The sequence below is a fragment of the Vibrio sp. 10N.222.49.C9 genome, assembly GCF_041474985.1.
GTDB lineage: Bacteria > Pseudomonadota > Gammaproteobacteria > Enterobacterales > Vibrionaceae > Vibrio > Vibrio crassostreae_C.
In genome coordinates this window covers 21610-42840 of sequence record NZ_JBFRVD010000009.1, presented here as the reverse complement: position 1 = coordinate 42840, position 21231 = coordinate 21610, and the positions used below count along the sequence as shown (strand labels likewise).

19 protein-coding genes and 1 tRNA gene are annotated in these 21231 nt (G+C 45.4%); 11 read left to right on the top strand and 9 right to left on the bottom strand.

Annotated elements, in window-relative coordinates:
* Positions 1–146: 146 nt before the first annotated feature.
* Complete coding sequence (locus AB4585_RS03675; protein WP_017060617.1) at positions 147–446, top strand: helix-hairpin-helix domain-containing protein; 300 nt, start codon at positions 147–149, stop codon at positions 444–446.
* On the opposite strand, the gene rrtA is transcribed toward AB4585_RS03675, so the two are convergent.
* A complete protein-coding gene (gene rrtA, locus AB4585_RS03670) occupies positions 437–985 on the bottom strand; it encodes a rhombosortase (protein WP_017060616.1) in 549 nt (182 codons plus the stop codon). The genes AB4585_RS03675 and rrtA overlap by 10 nt on opposite strands.
* Before the next feature lie 9 nt (positions 986–994).
* Here rrtA and AB4585_RS03665 point away from each other — a divergent pair, with 9 nt between their 5' ends.
* Positions 995–1594 (top strand): tRNA-uridine aminocarboxypropyltransferase, encoded by a 600-nt coding sequence (locus AB4585_RS03665; protein WP_017060615.1) that lies wholly within the window; start codon positions 995–997, stop codon positions 1592–1594.
* Positions 1595–1620: 26 nt separating this feature from the next.
* Here the strand turns inward: AB4585_RS03665 and AB4585_RS03660 are convergent, their stop codons facing one another.
* From AB4585_RS03660 to AB4585_RS03650, 3 genes are all read right to left on the bottom strand, one after another.
* Positions 1621–2964 carry an anti-phage deoxyguanosine triphosphatase gene (locus tag AB4585_RS03660; protein ID WP_017060614.1) on the bottom strand — a complete coding sequence of 448 codons (1344 nt, stop codon included), beginning with the start codon at positions 2962–2964 and terminating at the stop codon, positions 1621–1623.
* 55 nt (positions 2965–3019) lie between these two features.
* On the bottom strand, positions 3020–3604 hold the full coding sequence (gene yfbR, locus AB4585_RS03655) for a 5'-deoxynucleotidase (protein ID WP_017060613.1): 585 nt from the start codon (positions 3602–3604) through the stop codon (positions 3020–3022).
* A gap of 344 nt (positions 3605–3948) precedes the next feature.
* The gene (locus AB4585_RS03650; protein WP_017060166.1) at positions 3949–5181 is read right to left on the bottom strand and encodes a pyridoxal phosphate-dependent aminotransferase; all 1233 of its coding nucleotides are present in this window, start codon (positions 5179–5181) and stop codon (positions 3949–3951) included.
* Between the two features lie 296 nt (positions 5182–5477).
* Here AB4585_RS03650 and AB4585_RS03645 point away from each other — a divergent pair, with 296 nt between their 5' ends.
* The 6 genes from AB4585_RS03645 to menE all read left to right on the top strand — a co-directional run bounded on the left by AB4585_RS03645 (position 5478) and on the right by menE (position 12869).
* On the top strand, positions 5478–6785 hold the full coding sequence (locus AB4585_RS03645) for an isochorismate synthase MenF (protein ID WP_065583685.1): 1308 nt from the start codon (positions 5478–5480) through the stop codon (positions 6783–6785).
* Positions 6782–8506: a 2-succinyl-5-enolpyruvyl-6-hydroxy-3-cyclohexene-1-carboxylic-acid synthase gene (gene menD, locus AB4585_RS03640; RefSeq protein WP_371721888.1), complete on the top strand. Its 1725-nt coding sequence runs from the start codon at positions 6782–6784 to the stop codon at positions 8504–8506. The genes AB4585_RS03645 and menD overlap by 4 nt, the downstream gene beginning before the upstream one ends.
* Positions 8507–8515: 9 nt before the next feature.
* Complete coding sequence (menH, locus tag AB4585_RS03635) at positions 8516–9313, top strand: 2-succinyl-6-hydroxy-2,4-cyclohexadiene-1-carboxylate synthase (protein WP_017071715.1); 798 nt, start codon at positions 8516–8518, stop codon at positions 9311–9313.
* Between the two features lie 105 nt (positions 9314–9418).
* Positions 9419–10285, top strand: a complete 867-nt coding sequence (menB, locus tag AB4585_RS03630) for a 1,4-dihydroxy-2-naphthoyl-CoA synthase (protein ID WP_017064079.1) — start codon at positions 9419–9421, stop codon at positions 10283–10285.
* Between the two features lie 75 nt (positions 10286–10360).
* On the top strand, positions 10361–11368 hold the full coding sequence (gene menC / locus AB4585_RS03625; RefSeq protein WP_017060171.1) for an o-succinylbenzoate synthase: 1008 nt from the start codon (positions 10361–10363) through the stop codon (positions 11366–11368).
* Positions 11369–11432: 64 nt separating this feature from the next.
* On the top strand, positions 11433–12869 hold the full coding sequence (gene menE, locus AB4585_RS03620; RefSeq protein WP_017060172.1) for an o-succinylbenzoate--CoA ligase: 1437 nt from the start codon (positions 11433–11435) through the stop codon (positions 12867–12869).
* Positions 12870–12993: 124 nt separating this feature from the next.
* Here menE and nagE read toward each other — a convergent pair whose 3' ends face one another.
* Positions 12994–14439: an N-acetylglucosamine-specific PTS transporter subunit IIBC gene (nagE, locus tag AB4585_RS03615; protein WP_017064077.1), complete on the bottom strand. Its 1446-nt coding sequence runs from the start codon at positions 14437–14439 to the stop codon at positions 12994–12996.
* A gap of 193 nt (positions 14440–14632) precedes the next feature.
* On the opposite strand from nagE, the gene AB4585_RS03610 reads away from it, so the two are divergent.
* Positions 14633–15511 carry a LysR substrate-binding domain-containing protein gene (locus AB4585_RS03610; protein ID WP_372155432.1) on the top strand — a complete coding sequence of 293 codons (879 nt, stop codon included), beginning with the start codon at positions 14633–14635 and terminating at the stop codon, positions 15509–15511.
* 106 nt (positions 15512–15617) lie between these two features.
* Positions 15618–15785, top strand: a complete 168-nt coding sequence (locus AB4585_RS03605; protein ID WP_017060175.1) for a hypothetical protein — start codon at positions 15618–15620, stop codon at positions 15783–15785.
* 133 nt (positions 15786–15918) lie between these two features.
* On the opposite strand, the gene AB4585_RS03600 is transcribed toward AB4585_RS03605, so the two are convergent.
* The 3 genes from AB4585_RS03600 to AB4585_RS03590 form a co-directional block, all read right to left on the bottom strand.
* The gene (locus AB4585_RS03600; RefSeq protein ID WP_017060176.1) at positions 15919–16839 is read right to left on the bottom strand and encodes a YeiH family protein; all 921 of its coding nucleotides are present in this window, start codon (positions 16837–16839) and stop codon (positions 15919–15921) included.
* Positions 16840–16985: 146 nt separating this feature from the next.
* Positions 16986–18860 (bottom strand): MFS transporter, encoded by a 1875-nt coding sequence (locus tag AB4585_RS03595; protein WP_372169356.1) that lies wholly within the window; start codon positions 18858–18860, stop codon positions 16986–16988.
* A gap of 17 nt (positions 18861–18877) precedes the next feature.
* Entirely contained in the window at positions 18878–19468 is a 591-nt protein-coding gene (locus tag AB4585_RS03590; RefSeq protein WP_048613073.1) for a TetR/AcrR family transcriptional regulator, read from the bottom strand.
* 196 nt (positions 19469–19664) lie between these two features.
* Between AB4585_RS03590 and AB4585_RS03585 the strand changes: the two genes are divergently transcribed.
* Positions 19665–20573, top strand: a complete 909-nt coding sequence (locus tag AB4585_RS03585; protein ID WP_371721892.1) for a Tim44 domain-containing protein — start codon at positions 19665–19667, stop codon at positions 20571–20573.
* 491 nt (positions 20574–21064) lie between these two features.
* Here the strand turns inward: AB4585_RS03585 and AB4585_RS03580 are convergent.
* Positions 21065–21149: transfer RNA gene (locus tag AB4585_RS03580), tRNA-Tyr, on the bottom strand.
* Between the last annotated feature and the right edge of the window lie 82 nt (positions 21150–21231).

Here is a 21231-nt window from a genome sequence, read left to right as displayed (position 1 = left end):
GATTTGTGAGCCAACAAACAAGCTGATGAAAATAAGATGTATAACGAAGCGGGTCACTTAGGTGATCCGCTTTATTTTTATCTGGTGATTGTGTTATCTAGCGCGGCAAATGCATAAGTTACGTTTTTTGAACAAAGGAACTATTTATGCGCACGATATATTCAACACTAATTCTTTCATTTCTGATGCTCTTAAGCCCTGCCGTGTTTGCAGACAGCCCAACCAAGGCTGAGCTTTACGAAGGCATTGAGATTACGGTCAACATCAATACCGCGACGGCAGAAGAACTTTCAGCACTATTGGTTGGCGTGGGTGACAAGAAAGCCAAAGAAATCGTCGATTACAGAGATCAGAACGGGGCATTTACTACTGCTGATGATTTGGTGAGTGTCAAAGGGATAGGTGAAGCGACGGTTGAAAAGAACCGCGAAAGAATTCAACTTTGACCCGTTTTTCTACTTGTTAGAAATGAAGCGATAGATATGAAGCCTCCGGCCAATGCACCTGCTAGGTGGGCTTCAATCGCGATACGAGCATTAATCAGTTCACCAGTCGTGCTAGAAGGGCCAATAAGCTGCTCCCAAGCGATTTTAGCGACTAATCCGAATACTAACAGCCAACTAGACTTCCTGCCGTTTAAAGCCTCTCTGAGCGCGAATAAGCCAAACAACCCATGCAAAGTGCCCGATAGGCCAACGTAGATCTGAATACTTGAAAACAACAGAGCGACGCCAGTCACTAAACTGATCACAAGCAAAGCAACAACAAGCTGTTTTTTACTCGGTTGAAACAGGTAGCTGATGATCCACAAGCCTGCTAGATTCATCAGAAGATGCGAGTAGTTGGTATGTGAAAAGTTTCCTGTTAGGATTCGCCACCATTGCCCATCGGCAATCGCATTGCTATCCCAAACGACCCAAGCTTGTATTGGCTCAAATTGGAATAAGACGCATAAAAGTGAAATGAAAATTAAAACAGGGTACACATTAAATCCATGTCTCGTTATTGCCCCCAATGCAGCAAGGCTTTGAAAGCTTGTATTTGTCAGTGGGTTACACCACTCGAATCGAATGTTGAGCTTATCATTCTTCAGCACCCATCAGAAGAGCATCGTCCGATGGGAACAGCGCGTATTCTCTCGTTATCTCTTAATAACAGCGTGACGTTTGTTGGCGAAGACTTTTCAGACAACGAACAACTCAACGCATTGTTGTGCGATGAACAGTATCAACATGTGATTTTATACCCAAGCGAAAACTCTGTTTCAGTTGAGTCGGCGACATCTCCCAATAAGAAGCTGCGTGTGATTTTATTGGATGGCACGTGGAAGAAAGCATTCAAGATGTGGCAAGTATCGAGTAACTTGCATGCGTTGAACACGGTTCATTTACCGAAAGATCTCAAGGGTAATTACCGAATTCGCAAAGCACCCAGTGAAAATAGCCTTTCAACCGTTGAAGCTGGCTATCATTTACTTAGCTTGTTAGAGCGTGATGGCGACTTTAGCCCTTTGCTAACGGCATTTGACCAAATGATTCAGTTTCAAATCAATCAAATGCCGCCGGGCGTGTTTGAGAAAAACTACTTAGATTAAGCCGTTTTAGTAAAGTGAGTCAGGAATTAAAACTCGGTATGAGCTGAGAACAGTTGCTGATGCATTTTCTGCGCAAGATCATCAGTCATCGATGAAATGTAATCGGCTATCACGCGCATTTTTCGAGACTCATCTTGATGTTGTAGCCATTGCTTCTTGATGGGCAGTGGCAGCAAGCGTTCAGGATCTGCGCTGAATGCTTCAAACATATCCATGATGATCTGTTGACCTTTGTATTCGATGACCTGAACCTGTGGCACTTGAATAACGAACTCGCTGACAAAGTGTTTCAGCTTATCGAGTGTGCCGTCCATGCTCGGCTCGAGCACCGCATTGTAAGCCAACAGTACATTCTCAAAGTTAGCCTCCACTCGCTTAATCGAGATACTGGTCAACAGTGCGTTGACTATCCCACCAATCGCATCCTTTCGACGATACTGTTCACCAGAGAAAAGCATCTCTGTAATTGAATCTAGGTGTTCACAAATCCATGGGTCGGCCATCTCTTTCAGTTGAGGGTAAGCCGATTCGACCCACTGAGCTTTGGTCACAGAGCCAAGCACAATCGCATCTTCTAAATCGTGCACGCCATACGCGATGTCGTCAGCAAGTTCCATGATCGAACAATCCAGTGACTTATATTTGGTCTTGTTGTGCTCAAGTGGCTCGGTATGCGTTTTTCTTTTCTGTTTTAGGAGCTGTTGGTCGCTGCTTGAAAGCGGTTCAAGCACCCAGTTAAACAACTCTTCATCATGATCGTAGATGCCTTTTGCTGGCATCCAATCTTTAGCTCGGAGTTGTCGTTGATGCTTAACGGGTTCAGACTGCAATTTAGCTTGAACCTCACTCAGCAGAGAAGGGTACTTAATTAGACCTAACAAAGTGCGTCGAGATAGGTTCATCCCGTGATGTTCAGTGTAAGGTTCTAGCTGTGTGACTATGCGAAACGTTTGAGCGTTGCCCTCAAAGCCGCCGTGGTCGCGCATCATGTAGTTGAGTGCGACTTCGCCGCCATGTCCATAGGGTGGATGACCGATGTCGTGAGCCAAACACAGTGAATCAATCAAACTGTCTGAGGGTAATAGGTCTCGAAATTCGGGCTGCTTTTTCTTCAGTTGAGCGACGATACCGGTGCCAAGCTGAGCGGCCTCAAGAGAGTGGGTAAGGCGCGTTCGGTGAAAGTCGTTGACCGTGGTGCCATGGATCTGGGTTTTCGCTTGTAAGCGACGGAAAGCAGCAGAGTGAAGCACGCGCGCACGGTCACGCTGATACGGGCTGCGGTGGTCATCCCGTCTTATTTTATGTTCATCGTCATTTCGATGCTGCCATTCTTGTTCGAGTACAAAGGGTGGTTCGAGTTGAGAATTCAAAATAGCACCTATCAAATTGATTTTATTTAGCTAATTAAAAACAACTTATACCCAGCTAGCTTATCTCGTCTAGTGATAATTCAAAGCTCGGTGCGAATGTGGTGAGAAAGTAGTCCATTTCTGGGCTTTTGCGTTGTTCGAGTGTCTCTTCCAATCGGCGCTTGGCTTGCTCGTATTCATGATTGCCCGCACTGAGCTCTTCCAAGCATTTCAGGTACGCACAGATAGTATCTGCCTGCTTGACGATGCTTTGCTCTTCTTTACTCGCAGTACCAGATATTAAGAAGGGGGCGAAGTCGTCTCTGAACTCTTCTGGCAACATCGAAAGCAGTCTTTGTTCTGCCGCGGCTTCTATCTTCTTATACTCTTGTGCAATATCCGGGTTGTAGTATTTAACTGGCGTTGGCAAATCACCCGTCAGTACCTCACTGGTGTCGTGGTACATGCCAAGCAGAGCAATGTGCTCGGGGTTAAGCTGACCATCAAACTTCTTGTTTTTGATCAGTGCCAAGGCGTGTGCCACGAAAGCAACCTGTAGGCTATGTTCTGAAATGTTCTCGCTTGATACCGAACGCATCAGGGGCCAGCGTTGAATTAGCTTCATGCGTGCGAGATGGGCAAAGAAATGGCTCTGTTTCATAAATGTCCTTATAGTACCAATCGTAGTAAATAACTGGTCATCCTAGCTTGTTAAAAAACTCGATAACTATGTTAGAATTTTTGATTGTAGAATAACTACTTATCGAAGCTGCTTGTCGAAAATAGCTGCCTTGTTCTCAAGCTTTTTCCCTACGCTATTTCTGAACACTTACTTACTGTGATTGGTATAAACAATACTCCACTCGTATCTTGTGTTTGCACAGGGATACGAGACAGCGGATACAAAAAAGGCTCCTAAACAGGAGCCTTTTAAGCATAGAAGTGAATGAATACAAGTTAAAGTCTTTTAAAACAGCAAATTGTAGCCATCTTTCTTTGTGCTCATTAACCTTCGATGAGGTCGTCTTGGCTGTAAGTCTGTAAGAAGCGCTCTAAACGACCAATTGCGATTTCTAGATCTTCGATGTGCGGCAGAGTCACGATACGGAAGTGATCCGGTTTCGGCCAATTGAAGCCCGTACCTTGAACCAATAGCACCTTCTCTTGCTTAAGGAAGTCGAGTACAAACTTCTGATCGTCTTTGATGTTGTACATGTTGGTGTCGATTTTAGGGAACAGGTACATTGCACCTTTCGGTTTCACACAAGAAACGCCAGGGATCTTGTTGATCAGTTCCCATGCACGGTCACGCTGTTCAAGCAGTCGACCGCCTGGAAGAATCAGCTCATTGATACTCTGATAGCCACCGAGTGCGGTTTGGATAGCGTGTTGCATCGGAACGTTGGCACACAAACGCATTGAGGCCAGCATTTCTAGTCCTTCAACGTAGCCTTTCGCTAGGTGTTTAGGGCCTGTTAAGAACATCCAACCACCACGGAAACCACATACACGGTAAGCTTTAGATAGGCCGTTGAACGTGACCATTAATACGTCTTCAGCAAGCGTTGCCACTGAAGTGTGTACCGCACCGTCGTAAAGTACTTTGTCGTAGATTTCATCGGCGAAGATGATCAAACCGTGCTCACGAGCAATCTCAACCACTTGTAATAGGAAATCACGGCTGTATACCGCGCCTGTTGGGTTGTTCGGGTTGATAAGAACGATGCCGCGCGTCTTTGGTGAGATCTTCGCGCGCATGTCGTCTAAATCTGGATACCAATCAGCATCTTCATCACACATGTAGTGAACCGGTGTACCACCAGAAAGCGCAACAGACGCTGTCCATAGTGGGTAGTCCGGAGCGGGAACTAAGATTTCATCACCATTATCCAGTAGCGCTTGCATAGACATAACGATAAGCTCTGATGCGCCGTTACCAATGTAAACGTCTTCTACATCAAGGTTACGTAGGCCTTTTTTCTGGTAGTGCTGAACAACCGCTTTGCGGGCTGAATAGATGCCTTTTGAGTCGCAGTAACCTTGAGATGTCGGTAGGTTACGGATTACGTCAACAAGGATTTCATCAGGGGCGTCAAAACCAAATGGGGCGGGGTTACCAATATTAAGCTTCAGTATTTTATGCCCTTCTTCTTCCATGCGCTTAGCATGTTTGAGTACAGGTCCCCTGATTTCGTAGCATACGCTGTTGAGTTTTGACGACATCCCGATATTTTGCATTGCCGATTTCCTGAAATTAATTTAAATACTTTATTAAAGTACCGCAAAATGGCGTTTGATAGAATAAAAATCTGATGAATGTCGCATTTCAGTGTCACGTTTAGCCTTTTTGTTGTCACTCTTTTCTAAATTTTAATTAATCGCTTTCTTGGTTATTGGCTAAGATGAATAAAGGGGCGGGATCGCTTAAAATCACAGGAATGTTGAAAAGATATAGTACATTCTTGATCTAAGTGGGTACTGCCCATAAAGTATCAAACTAATATAATAATAATTTAGATGTGAACGAGGTCGATTTGTCACATTTCCAGCAAACTATCTCCGCTTTGATTGAGCGAGTACAAAATGCCCAAGCAAGCGAAGTTCGTTGTGTTGAAGTTCTAACGCAAAAACCATCGTTTGCATTTATAGAATGGCTTCATGCTCAACCGCTCTTTCCAAAGTTCTACTGGCAGTCACGCGACACTCGTGAAGAGGTTGTTGCGCTCGGACAGTTACATACGTTTTCAGATCCTGCACCCGCGTACGCTATTCTTGGTGAAGACCAACGAATCTGGGGTGGACGCTCGTTTGATGGGCACACCGCAAAGAACCGTCGCTGCATGGAGTCGTTTTTCTTCCTTCCTCAGGTTGAATTGATCCGCTTTGACAATACTTGGTCGCTGGCGGTTAATTTGTCCCCTGATCGCGTTTCTTCTATTAATGCTTTGAATAAGCTTTCTGTAGAAGCCGCGATATTGGCGCCTTTGTCTGCCCATATTGAACAGATCAATCACGTTCCAGAAAGAGAGCAGTGGGGCAACCTTGTCGATAAAGTGCTGCAAGGCATTAGCGATGAAGAGTACAAAAAAGTCGTTTTAGCACGTAAAACCACACTGCAACTCGATGCGCCTATCTGCGCAGCTCAATTACTTAAAGCCAGCTATCTGCAAAATCACCACAGTTTCCACTTTATGTTGGTGCTGGATTCTAAACACAGTTTCATTGGCTCGACACCAGAGCGCTTATATAGCCGACATGGTACGGAGCTTGATACCGAGGCGCTTGCTGGAACCATTGGTCGCGGAGAGAACGCTACTGAGGATATGGAACTGGCCAACTGGCTTTCTCAAGACAGCAAAAACCTCAATGAGAACCAGTATGTGGTCGACGACATCATTGAGCGTCTCACTCCTCATTCTCAAACGGTCCATGTTGAAAAGGATGCGCGTCTAGTGCGCTTGCGTAAGGTGCAGCATTTGAAGCGCAATATCCATGCTCAGCTCAACAATGGCGTTAATGGTGTGCAGTTGCTTGCTGCCTTACAGCCAACTGCTGCGGTGGCGGGTTTACCTCGTAAAGAGGCGATGGATTTCATTCTTGAACACGAACCGTTTGCACGAGGTTGGTATGCAGGCTCTGTAGGCTATATCAGTCATCAGCGAGCGGAATTCTGCGTGGCGATTCGAAGCGCCTTGATTGTAAACGATCAAGTACAACTGTTTGCTGGCGCGGGGATCGTGCCGGGATCGGTTGCCGAACATGAGTGGCAAGAGCTGAACAAGAAGATGTCTACTCTGCTTAGCTTAATTTCTGATCACCCACCATTAGGTGTGGCGTCATGAATCACGACCAAGCTGTATTAAACAGAGTTTGGTGTAACACATTACTTGAAGAGCTTGCCCGCAGCGGTGTTGAACATGTTTGCATCGCGCCAGGCTCTCGTTCAACACCATTAACACTCGAAGCCGAAGCTAACTCTAAGCTAACCTTACATACGCACTTTGATGAGCGCGGGCTTGGCTTCTTGGCTTTAGGTTTAGCTAAAGCGAGCAACAAACCCGTTGCGGTGGTTGTTACTTCTGGAACTGCCGTAGCTAACCTTCTACCAGCGACCGCTGAATCTGGATTAACGCGAGAAAAGCTAATCTTGTTGACCTCCGATCGACCGATTGATTTAGTCGACTGTGGTGCCAATCAAGCGATTCAGCAGCAGGGTATCTTTTCGTCTCACGTTGAAACGGCACTAAACCTTCCAAGTCCAACGACACAAGTTTCTTTGAATTGGCTTTTGACGTCGGTTGATAACGCACTGGCGAAACAGCGCAGCGTCGGTGGGGCTATTCATATCAACTGTCCGTTCCCAGAACCGCTTTATTCCGCTAATAGCGCCGAGATGTATGCGGATTATACAAAGAGCGTGGCAGCTTGGAGAGCTTCAACCTGCCTTTACTCGAACACTTATTTGCCCAGTCATTTAATCGCTCAGCCTGTTTCAGCAAGTGATTATGTCGCTCGTAAAGGCGCAGTGATTATTGGTTCTATCGAGAATGAAGCCGCAATTAAAGCCAAGCAGTTTGCGACAGCTTTGGGCTGGCCAGTATTCTGTGACCCTCAATCGGGTGTCAGTAGTGACTGGAAACACTATGATTTATGGATGCAAAGTGACGCAGCCAAAGCACAGCTTAGTCAGTGTGATTTTATTATCCAGTTTGGTGAGCGCATCGTATCTAAGCGTCTTAACCAATGGGTAAAAGAACAAGCTGCCACATTTTGTTCATCGCAGTACATCGTTGTTTCACCAGATGCACATCGTATTAATCAAGATCATCTGCCTCAAACTCATATTGTCGCTGATATCGAACATTGGTTATCAGAGCAACATCTACCAACGCTGTTGGGAGAACATGCTGGCTGGGCGGCATCTTTGGCGGAAGTCGCGAATACGGTTCAGCAGTTAGCGTTGGCGCAAATCTCTAATAACGACCAACTGACAGAGTTGAGTGTTGCCGTTGACTTGTCGTCTAGACTTAAAGACAGAGAGTTGTTTGTGGGAAACAGCTTGATGGTAAGGCTGGTGGATATGCTGTCTTCAATATCTGCGAATCGGGTTTACAGCAATCGTGGTGCATCGGGCATTGATGGCTTGGTGGCGACGGCTGCGGGTGTAGTGAAAGCCAACCAGAACCCCTTATTGATGTTGATTGGCGATACTTCTTTGCTTTACGATCTCAACTCACTGGCTCTGCTGACTCATAATTTAACGCCGATGGTTATTGTTGTGACCAACAATGATGGTGGTGCGATCTTTGATTTATTGCCGGTGCCAGAGCAGCAGAAACAGTCACTTTATCAAATGCCTCATGGTTTCAGTTTTGAACACGCTGCTGCGCAATTCCAGTTGGGATACGCTGCGCCAGAAACCTTGAATTGCTATCAAACCATTATCGAACAACATTTCGAACAGGGTCAGGGTACCTTGCTCGTGGAAGTTAAGACGCCTCCCGAACAAGCGTCTACTTTGCTGAAACAATTCAGTTCAATGCTCACCGAGGCATTAGCCTAAGGACTTTACATGCTTTACTCCGATTATTACCCAGCTGTACAAGATTCTTCTGACAAACCTTTGCTTGTTTTCTTACATGGTTTACTCGGAAGCGGGGATGATTGGAGTGCATGTCATCCATTCCTTGAGGATTTTCCTCTCCTTTGCATAGATTTACCCGGACACGGACAAAGTCGCTTTATCGATCCGGTAGGGTTTGATCATTGCTGTAAGAAAATTGTTCAGTGCATCACATCTCAGCTGGCTCTCAACGATCTTCCTGTCGATTATCCTATCGTGGTGATTGGGTATTCTATGGGGGGAAGGCTTGCCATGTATGGGGTAACAAGCCCTTGCTTCGAAACTCTTAACTTAGAGAAAGTCATCATTGAAGGTGGCAACTTTGGCTTGGAATGTGATGAAGAAAGAGCACAAAGGTTAGTACACGATACGCAATGGGCTGTTCGCTTTGCACAGCAGTCGATTGAAGATGTTTTAGACGATTGGTATCAACAAAGCGTCTTTTCTTCACTAAATCATGAGCAAAGACAAACTTTGGTCATAAAGCGTAGTGGTAACCTTGGAGTATCCGTAGCAAATATGTTGTTATCTACTTCGTTAGCTAAGCAACCGGATTTACGTGCCACATTGAAATCTCATGAGCATTTATTGCATTATGTATGTGGAGAAAAAGATCGTAAATTCATGGAGCTAGCTGAGAATAGTGGCTTTGAATATAGTCAGGTGGATTACGCGGGTCATAATGTTCATTTTGAGCAACCAGAGATGTTTTCAAATCTGATCATCCAATGTATCGCCAGTCGTTGATGAACTGACTGAGCGAACCTCTCGTATCAAGCGCTATAGAAAGCAGAGCAACACCGTCGCGACTCTACGCTAGTCGCGCTCTCTAATAGAACAATGGGAATCATCATGGCTAAAACAGTAGGCATCACAGAAGAAGAACTTTACGCAGCCGTTAACTGGCGCGATGAAAGCAGTCAATATGAAGATATTCAATACCACAAGTCTGATGACGGTATTGCGAAAATCACGATTGCTCGCCCTCAAGTGCACAATGCGTTCCGTCCACAAACCGTAAAAGAGATGATCAATGCACTGGCTGATGCTCGTTATGACGAGAAAGTTGGGGTAATCATTTTGACTGGTCTTGGTGAGAAGGCGTTCTGTTCTGGTGGTGACCAAAGTATCCGTGGTGACTACGGCGGTTACCAAGATGACTCAGGTACGCACCACTTGAATGTACTTGATTTCCAACGTCAAATTCGCACTTGTCCAAAACCAGTTATCGCAGCGGTATCGGGTTGGGCAGTCGGTGGCGGTCATGTACTTCACATGATGGCAGACCTTACTATTGCAGCTGAAAACGCGCAGTTCGGTCAGACGGGTCCTAAAGTGGGTTCTTTCGATGGCGGTTGGGGTGCTTCTTACATGGCTCGTATCGTTGGTCAAAAGAAAGCACGTGAAATCTGGTTCTTGTGCCGCTTCTACGATGCACAAGAAGCACTGGACATGGGCCTTGTAAACACCGTTGTTCCTGTTGCTGACCTAGAAAAAGAGACAGTTCGTTGGTGTCGTGAAGTGCTTCAACACAGCCCAATGGCACTGCGTTGCTTGAAAGCGGCACTGAACGCTGACTGTGATGGTCAAGCAGGCTTACAAGAGTTGGCTGGTAACGCAACCATGATGTTCTACATGACAGAGGAAGGCCAAGAAGGCCGCAACGCATTCAACGAGAAACGTCGACCGGACTTCGACAAGTTCCCGCGTAATCCATAGTCTTTCTCCTCTTCAAAATGAGTCGCTAATAGCGGCTCGTTTTGTTTTGATGTTCCCCGTTTTTTAGGAAACTTTATGAACTCAGTGAATTCTCAGCGTCACGCTAAACTTTACCGTTATCAATTACCTATGGATAGTGGTGTGGTTCTTCGTGACAATAAGTTGAACGAACGTGTTGGCTATATCATCCAACTTGAGTGTGATGGTAAAACTGGTTTTGGCGAAGTTGCGCCTTTGCCCGGTTTTAGCCAAGAAGATGCCGAACAAGCTGGCATTCAGCTTCAACACGAATTAGAGCTTTGGAGCCACAATAAGCCTCAAACGCCTTTCGACGAGCTGTATCCTTCTGTCGCGTTTGGCTTTTCAATGGCGATGATGGAATTGCGAGGCGATCTTAACGCTCAAGGTAACTACCAAGCGGCGCCTTTGTGTACAGGCGATCCAGATGAACTGATTCCTGTATTGAATGAGATGGTAGGCGAGAAGGTCGCGAAAGTGAAAGTCGGCCTCTACGAAGCGATTCGCGATGGCATGTTGGTTAGCTTATTCCTTGAGTCGATCCCTGATTTGACTCTAAGACTTGATGCCAACCGTGCGTGGAAGCCAGAGAAAGCGAAGCAATTCATTAAATACATTTCGCCGTCAATGCGCCAGCGTATAAGCTTTATCGAAGAGCCTTGCCAAAAGCCAGAAGACAGTTTGGCCTTTGCCATTGACCATGGTGTGGCGATTGCGTGGGACGAGACACTGCAAGAAGCGGTGCGCAGCCCGGAATTTGATCTTAGCGACCTTACTGGTGTTAAAGCAGTCGTGATCAAGCCAACTCTTATTGGTTCTGTCGAGCGTTGCGTGGCAATCATTGAGCGAGCACAGAAGCTTGGAATGAAACCTGTATTGAGCTCAAGCATTGAGTCGAGCCTAGGTCTGACTCAGATTGCTCGTCTGGCGCAGCAATATTTGCCAAATGAAGTGCCGGGGTTGGATACGATTGGCTTGTTCAAGCAGCAGCTAGAGGTTTCTTGGCCGGGCTGTCAGTTGCCTGTCTCTACGCTTGAAAAGCAACAATTGATTTGGTCTTCTTAGACCGAGCTATTTGAATGGCTATTTAGTTAGCTTAACAAGTTCTTAATCTATTTTTGGTTATCATATGATGCGCCCACAATCTAATCATCCCCCGCTCTGGGTAAAGTGGGCGCAGCAAAACCCACTTCAACCAGCGTTAGTGACCACTCACCGCACTTATACTTGGCAGCAAGTGTTTGTGTTGGTTAGTGAGTACCAACAACAGCTATCTCATCAAGGCCTATCTGAAGGTGATGTACTGACGATTGTTGGTAAGAATCAAGCTGAAGTGATCCCTGTTTATCTTGCCGCACTCAATTTGGGTGTGGTTTGTGCGTTTACGATGCCTCAGCCTAGTTTACGCCTGAAGCAAAAGCTCGATTCCTTATATCAAGCAGATCAACAGAGCTACCTTTGGCTCTTGGGCAATAGCGGAATAGAGCAATCAGAGACTGCCGATTTGAATACTCAGTTGGTGACCTTGCCTTGCCTAAGTGAACTGAAGTTTGATGGTGATGATGAGCAGATAACGACACCTCAAGAATCCAATTTCAATCCGCAAAATCTAGCGAGCATCGTATTCACTTCAGGTTCTACCGGAAACCCAAAAGCGGTCGCTCATACACTTGAGCAGCACCTATGCTCTGCGTCAGGGCTGCTTGAGGTGTTTCGTTATCAACAAGGTGACACGTGGTTACTGAGTTTACCTATGTACCATGTGTCGGGGCTGGCGATAGTTCATCGTTGGTTGGCGGCTGGTGGTTGCATCAAAATAGGCACAGGTCAGCTTGAAACCGATATAGAAGAATGCAGTCATGCTTCATTGGTCGCTACTCAACTACATCGATTGTTAAAGAGTAAGCAAGCACTTACTTTAACGCATGTACTTTTGGGTGGTAGTCATATACCAGAAGCACTTGGGCTCGAAGCTCAACAAATGGGCATCGAAACATGGCTTGGATACGGCATGACTGAAGCGGCTTCAACCGTGACCGCGAAGCCCGTTGATGCCGGCAGCACCGCCGGTTTTGTCCTTAACCATCGCCAGCTAAAAATTGAAGAACAACGTATCTTTATTGGTGGCGAGACGCTCGCGTCCGGGTATTACTATCAAGGTAACTTAACGCCATTAGTTGATAAGAGCGGTTGGTTTGATAGCAAAGATCTTGGTGAGTGGCTTGGCGAACAAGTGTCGATTATTGGCCGTGCCGACAACCAGTTTATTTCTGGTGGTGAGAACATTCATTGCGAAGAAATTGAGCGAGTACTCAATCAATTGTCTGAGGTTAATCAGGCTTTTATTGTTCCCATTGAAGATGATGAGTTCGGATTTCGACCTGCAGCGATTGTCGATTGTGCTGAGTTGCCAACCAAAGAGTGGTTTATCGAGCAGTTAACTGGTCGTCTTGAACGGTTCAAATTTCCTATTGAGTATTATCGAATGCCTCAGCAGGAACAACATGGTATTAAGGTTTCGCGCGCTGGATTGGCGCAGTGGTTACAGCAGACTCGTTCTAAATAGAGCGAAGAGCAATAAAATGAAGCGCAATACACGGTGACTAGTCGTAATTGCGCTTCAGGGGGTTGTGACGGTGGTGAAGCCGTCACAAATTCTAATTATTTATCGTGTCATTCAAGATTTGGCGTTAAGCGAGTGCCTTCTTCATTTGTTCAGCGACTTTATCTACCTTACCTAGACCAATGATAACTTGTAGACCACCTTTCCCAACCGGTACCACACCTGCCGCACCGAGTTTCTTCAGTTTCTCGCTGTCTGCTGCACCTGAGTCTTTCACAGTTAAGCGTAGACGAGTAATACAGTTATCGACTTCTAGAATGTTGTCTGCACCGCCAACCGCTTCAATGTAGCTGTTGGTTAGGTTAGCCAATGCTTCTGGCGTTTCAGTTTCTTTTTCTGCTTCCATCTCTTCACCACGACCTGGAGTACGTAGGTTGAACTTGATGATAGCGAAGCGGAAAATACCGTAGTAAAGCGCGAAGAACACCACACCTTGAACCAGTAGCATGTACCAGTTAACCGCGAGTGGGTTTTGGCTTGATAGTACTAGGTCAACGAAACCAGCAGAGAAGCCGAAGCCTGCCATCCATTCCATGCTTGCTGCAATGTAAAGCGATAGGCCTGTTAATACTGCGTGCAGTAGGAACAACACGGGTGCTAGGAACATGAAGCTGAATTCTAGTGGCTCTGTGATACCCGTGAAGAATGAAGCCATAGCTGCCGCAAGCATGATTGCGAATACTTGGTTTTTGTTTTTCGCATCAGAACAGTGATACATCGCCAATGCTGCTGCTGGTAGGCCAAACATCATGATAGGGAAGAAGCCCGCTTGGTACATGCCAGTTTTACCTGGAATACCCGTACCGTTAGCGATAGATTGCGCGCCTCCTAAGAAGTTTGGAATGTCGTTAATACCAACAACGTCGAACCAGAACACAGGGTAAAGAGCGTGGTGCATACCTACTGATAGGAACAAACGGTTGAAGAAACCAAACAGACCAGCACCCACCGCACCCATGCTTTCTAGTTTAATACCCAGAACGATCAGAGCGTCGTAAACAGCTGGCCAGATGTAAAGTAGAGCAAAAGAGAGAGCCATACCTGCGATTGAGGTCAGGATAGGAACCAAACGCTTACCGCTGAAGAACGCTAGAGCTTGAGGAAGTTCAACCGTTGAGTAGCGGTTGTAGATCTCAGCAGAGATGATACCCACAATGATACCTACGAATTGGTTGCTGATTTTGCCAAATGCCGCAGGCACTTCACTGAGTTCAACATCCATTAACTGAGCAACAGAGCCCGGAGCAAGTAGCGTGGTGACGACGAGGAACATCACAAAGCCAGACAGTGCCGCAGAACCATTCTTATCACGGCTCAAACCAAATGCGACACCCACCGCGAATAGAACCGCCATGTTGTCGATGATCGCGCCACCAGATTTGATCAAGAATGCGGCTAAGATACTTTCAGAACCCCAACCAACAGGATCCAACCAATAGCCGATCCCCATAAGGATTGCTGCAGCTGGCAGTGTGGCTACGGGAACCATCAATGCCTTACCTACTTTTTGCATATACCCGAGTATATTCATATGTGCCCCTAAGTTTGTAATTAATTTTTTTAATGTTTCTGCTCGTCAACGTATGGAGTCAAATATTGATCGAGGCAGGATTTTAAGTAACTGCGGTTATTAAAAACTTATTTCTTAATGCAAACAAACGAAACGGGTAGTAGTATGAATTAAAATTTTTAATGCATGAGTTCGTATGGCTAACCATCAATCTTTACTTAGAAATCTTCATACTTTTAATGTTGCTGCAGAGAAAATGAGCTTTACGCTAGCGGCTAGAAAGTTGCATTTGACTCAGGGAGCCGTTAGCCATCGAATCAAAGTGTTAGAAGGTGAACTCGGATTTAACTTGTTTGTGCGAGGGACTCGTAAACTGGAACTAACGGAAGAAGGCCAGCGCTTTCAACGAACGTTATCCAAGTCGTTAAGCTCTATTTTTGGTGAGATCGAAGACATTACCAACACAGACTTGTATGGACAGATCAATATCGGTACCAGTCCTGCATTTGCCAACAGTTGGTTACTGCCGAGGTTGGCTGATTTTAAACAGCGATACCCAAAGTTTAATCTCAATATTTTCTCGCAAGAAGAGCAGGATTTTCATCAAAATCATCTCGATGTCGCTATTTACTATGGTGCTGAAAATCTCAAAGACATGCATCGACAGCGCCTGTTTGGTGAAAAGTATATTCCGGTATGTACACCGAGTTACGCGGCTGAACACGACATCTTTGATGATGGCTTAGAATCGCTGCACCGGATTAATTTCATTCATGCACTAGGGTCAGATGTATGGCAGCGTTGGATTAAACACCACGGCTTAGATGTGAACTTGTTTGAGCAATTTTACTGTGTGAGCCACCGGGATATGGGCGTAAGAAGTGCCCTCAGCAATATCGGTGTCGCGATGGGGCGCTATCATTTTGTTAAGCAGTATGTTCAGACTGGTGAGCTGATAGCACCTTATCCGAGCATGGATACAGACCAAGGGTATGACTTAATCTGCCCGCTAGGCACGGAAAAACGCCCTAAGGTAAGAACCTTTATTAAGTGGTTAGAAGGGCAGTTGCGCTAGGTTAGTTAATTTAGCAATTAGATAGTTCAAAACAGAATTTATTATCTTTATAACCATCCATCATAATAAGCCATATAAATAACGGATTATAGAATAAGGTCTTATTATGAAAATTGCCCTCACCATTGCGGTTTTACTGCAGATAGGCCAAGCAATCATCTCGTCAGGGTTGACTCGTTCGTTGGCTGAGCTCACCGCATTTGTGTTGGTTGTGGTACTTGTTTTAATGAAAAGAGAGAGCAAGAAGAGTGATAAGCCCCTGTTTGATTCGTGATTGTTACAACAAAGAATACCCTTACCACAAACGATAAAGGCAAAGCCCATTGGAGCTTTGCCTTTTTGTTTTGTTGCTCGCTAACTTGAGTGTCTAGTTCACCGAACAAACATCTAAAGCGTTTCTATGCGGGCTAAGCGAGAGTTAACCACGCCAATGAACCCGTTGAGATCATGACCCACATTGTAATACCAAACATCAGTGGTTTCGGCCCTGCCGCTTTTAACTTCTCAACTGAAATACCACAGCCAATTAAGAACAAACACACGACCAGCGCTCGCTTAGACACATCAAAGATTCCTTGATAGACCATCTCAAATTGTGGCAGTAAGTCACTCACCGCGATAGCGGCGCAATAGAAGAAAATGAAGTAGGGAACCGTAATCTTCTTTTGATCGTTCTTGAAGATCATCGCACTAATTAAAGCGATTGGGATGATCCAAAGTGCGCGAGCGAGCTTCAATGTTGTCGCTGTCGTCAGTGCTTCTTCGCCATACGCTGAAGCTGCACCTACTACAGAAGACGTATCGTGAATCGCTATCGCTGCCCAAGTACCAAATGTTTGTTGGCTGAGCTCAAGCGCGTGACCAATCATCGGGAATAAGAATAGAGCAACCGAGTTCAACACGAATACGGTGGCTAATGCCAAGCCAATCTGTTCATCGTCTGCTTTGATCGCGGGTGCCACTGCTGCTATCGCGCTACCACCACAAATCGCGGTACCAGAAGATATAAGATAGCCCGTAGTGCGGTCTAGCCCCATTTGTTTCGCCAAGAACCAACCAATGACTAATGTACCGATAATCGTCGTTACAATGAGCCCAATACCATCGCCTGTTACTGCTAATGCTTTTTCAAACTGAATACCAAAACCCAAGCCAACAATAGAGTAGGCCAGTAGCTTTTTGGTAAGTTTGCCGACTTCCAAGTGTTCAGGGACTAATCCTAAACTAGCAAGCAGGAAACCGATAACCAGGGCTGTCGGTGAGCTAACCCAAGGCGTTAAGCAAAACAGTGCAGCAAGATAAAATGGAACGGACTTTTTTAGGTTCATTGTATTTAGAGTCTTGTTTTGTTGTGGCTTTATTGTGATGAGACCACTATACGTTCAATAAAATGATAAGTAAGTCTAAATGAATTGAACAAACGTTAAGGAAAACTTAACGCTTGTTCAACTGATATGAATAAAGGGCTGGTTAACTAACGTAATGATCCGCGAAGGTCAGAGACTGACTGTCGAAGCGTTTCACAAGAGGCTTGTTTAGGTGAAATCGGCTCGCCAGCTTCTATCTCTAGCTTAGTCCAGAAGCGAGTGGGTAACCCTTTGCAGGCACGGCCTTTGTAACGACTAAAGTAGCTACCCCATAATCCTTTAAGAGCCATAGGAATCACTGGGACAGGGGAACGTTTGATGATCAGCTCCATACCACGCATGAACTCAGCCATTTCGCCATCAGAGGTGAGCTTTCCTTCTGGGAAAATACACACGATGTGACCTTCATGCAGGGCACGCTCTACTTCTTTGAAAGCGTTTCGAATCGAGTTGCGGTTGGTCGCGGAGATTGGAATCACCCCAGCTCTTTTCAAGAAGCGTCGAATTGGCGGCAACTTGGTGTAATCCTCTTCCATCACAAAACGGATCAAGCGAGGGCAAACCGCACTCAGCAGCAGTGCATCCATATAACTCACATGGTTGCAGACAATCAACGCACCGCCCTTTTCTGGCAGGTGATGTAAGTTCTTATGTTTAACTCTGTACATGGTGTGAGTGACCACCCACGTAAAGAAGCGGAAAGCGTAGATAGGCACCTGATAAAACAGGTACAGCATCACCAAAGTGTTGCCCACTGCGAGCAAGATAAACAGCTGCGGAATTGAAAGATCTAGAACACTAAGGCAAACAATACCTAATACCGCACTTCCCACCATGAACAGTGAGTTGTAGATATTGAGCCCGGCAATCACTTGGGCACGCTCGTCGGGCTTGGCACGTAACTGCATCAGTGAATACAGAGGAACAATAAAGACACCGCCAGAGATACCCAGAAGCAGAAGGTAAGCAAACAGTGGCCACAGCTCTGAGTAGGTTACGAATTGATGGAAAGAACTAAAGTCAGGCAAAGACTCCGGGATGGATATCGCCATCAGAAGACCGAAGATCGAGATACCTAAGCTGCCCATTGGCACGATGCCGATTTCAATTCGGTGATTAGATAACTTATCACAAGCTAAAGAGCCGATTGCAATGCCTACCGAGAATAGTGCCAGTAAAAAGGCGACGGAGCTTTCAGTGCCGTTTAGATGCAGTTTAGTGAAGTTGGGAAACTGAGTTAGGTAAGCCGCACCAAGGAACCAGAACCAGCTGATAGACATCAGAGCTTGAAAGGTCGGGCGATCTTTTTTTGCAATCGCAAGTGTCGCGCAGGTCAGTTTTACAGGTTGCCACTTTACTTTAAGGTCTGGTGCATTACTTGGCGCTTGTGGGATAAACCAGCTTGATACATAGCCAAGCACGGCGAACGAAACAATACACACCGCAGCAATGAGCTTCGCGCCTTCTTCAGATGCAATGATGCCTGCGCCGAGAGTACCAATCAGGATCGCTAAGAATGTACCTGTCTCGACGAGAGCGTTACCAGATACCAGTTCTTTTGTTTCTAATTGTTGTGGAAGCAGGGCGTATTTCACCGGGCCAAAGAAAGCACTCTGCGTTCCCATAAGGAACAGGAGCAGAAGTAATATTCCGTAGCTTTCGTAGATGAATCCGATCGCACCCAGTGACATGATCACTACTTCGAGGAGCTTAACTTTACGGATAAACCACGATTTTTCGTATTTGTCGGCCAGTACACCAGCCAAAGCTGAAAATAGGAAGAAGGGCAGAATAAAAAGGCCAGCGGCCAAATTAATGAATAGATTGCTGGAAATAGGCAGCGTGTCTACGCTTGCGAAAGCAACAAACAGTAACAGGACATTTTTGAATATGTTGTCGTTAAAGGCTCCTAGAAATTGGGTAATAAAGTAGGGTAGGAACCTTTTTTGCGTTAACAGCGAAGATTGGCTGCTGTTGTTCATTGTCTTTCCTTGGATGATTACCAGTTGGTTAAGTAGTTTGAGACTAGGTTATTGATCAGCTCTTTACCATCAATAGGCTCAGAGGCGAAAAATTTATCATCAACGCTAAGTAGAGTAATTCCGTGTACTCCAGACCATAATACACGGCTGGCTTTAACGACTTCGCTTTTCGTATGTTCAGGAGCAATCGCTACTAGCAACTGTTCTAGCATGCCTGTCATTCTATCGATGCGGTTCGATTGCCATTCAGGAAGGTTTTCACCGTTCATGTTGTGCTCAAAGATAAGCTGCCAACGGTGAGGGTGTCTCTGTGCAAAATCGTGGTAGCAGTAGGCAAGGTTGAATAGAGCTTGTTGAGGGTTGCTCGATTGTTCAACAGTTGCAGCGGATTCTGACGCCAGTTCATCTAATGTTTGAGCGACCACATGCAAAAGCAGTAGGTTGTAATTACCAAATACATTTACTAAGGTACTTGGAACGTAACCAATCATATTGGCGATTTTACGTAGACTTAGCTCGTGATAAGAGTGCTCTTCTAAGAAGTCGGTCACCGTTTTTAAGGTTAATTGCACTAATTGTTCGCGAGTATGATCGTTTCGTCTTGCCATGGGTACTTTCTATTAAATGAACATCGTTCAATATTTTAATGCTGCCCCAGAGTGCCGTCAATCCCTTCGCTAGTTTAGTAATCAATTAATAGCCGCAATATTATGATACATGTGTAAACACGGTGAATATTTCATTGTTCTTTGTTAACGAGTATGATTAAGGTGTCGAAAGATAAAAAACCTATAAAGGATAATAATGAAACGATTTTTCTCACTAGTCGCGATCCTGTTGGTAACAGTCGCGGTGACGCCAATCGCGGAAGCGAAAAAGTTTGGTGGTGGTAAGTCATTTGGCAAAAGCTTTAAAACGGCTCCAGCACCAAAACAACAAAACACGAATTCGATCCGTCAAGATCAAACAGGTAAGAACACAGCAGCTAACTCTAGCAAGAAAGGCCTTATGGGCGGTCTGCTAGGTGGTTTACTTGCTGGTGGTCTTTTAGCTGCATTCTTTGGTGGCGCATTTGAAGGTATCCAGTTCATGGATATTCTGATTATGGGTCTGATTGCTTTCCTAGCGTTTAAATTCCTACGCGGAATGTTGGGCGCGAAGCAGGGCTCAATGAATCAGCAGAATGCACGTGGCCAACAGCCAGCATTCGGCGGCATGGGTCAGAACAAGTTTGAACAACCTAAGCAACAACCAAATGTTCATAACTTCGAGCAAACACAACCTCAATCACAAGGCGCTGCTGGTGGTTTCGGTTTTGGTGCACAAAGCGATGTTCCACATAACTACCCACCGGGCTTTGATCAAGCGGCATTCATCAATGGTTCTCGTGAGCACTACCGTACACTGCAAGGTGCATGGAATCACAACGAGCTAAACACGATTGAAGAATACGTATCTCCAAGCCTATTTGAAGACCTAAAAGCTGAGCGTAATAAGCTAGACGGTGCTCAGCACACAGACGTAATGTACGTTGATGCTGAAATCGTTCGCGCAGACCACGATGGTAGCAAAGCACAGCTAAGCCTTCAGTTTAGCGGTCGTTACCGTGACACAGCGGATGGCGTTGAAGAAGATATCACTGATATCTGGCATCTAGAGCGTGACCTAACAACTAACAATGCACCTTGGTTAATTGTTGGTATTCAAGGTTAATTCCAGGATTTAACTCAACATCAATAGGATGTAGTTATTCGGAATAACACCAAATAATAGAAAGCCCCTGCTGAGAAATCAGCAGGGGCTTTTTTGCGTCTAATGATATGTATCTTAGTTAAAGATTGGATTAACCTGAGACTAACTAACTGATTTTATTTGGATGTAATGAGTAATGACAAAGTTCTTTGAACCCGTATTGGAGCCTGAGGTTACTTTGCAGCAGAAACAGATAATTGCGAACGAATGCGAAGAACATGTATCGACCCATTGTTTAGGCTGCGCTGCTTATCTGGTTTGTGAGCGTCATGCTGAAGTATGGGATCACTGATGTTTGAATGATTTAGCTCGATTAGTTATTTGTAGTAGCGGGTTAGTGTTTAGGAAGTTGAGGGTTGTTTTAGAAGACACGTTTAGTAAGAGATAAAGCTCAGAAACGAAAAAAGCCAACTCAATGAGTTGGCTTTTCGATTTTCCAATTAAGGAGAATATGGTGGAGGGAGACGGATTCGAACCATCGAAGGCAGTGCCGGCAGATTTACAGTCTGCTCCCTTTGGCCACTCGGGAACCCCTCCAGGGTGTGTCTTACTTTTCACAAAGTAAGCCTAAATTGATGTTTTCCCATAAGCCCATCAATCAGGTTGTTCTCTTAACTCT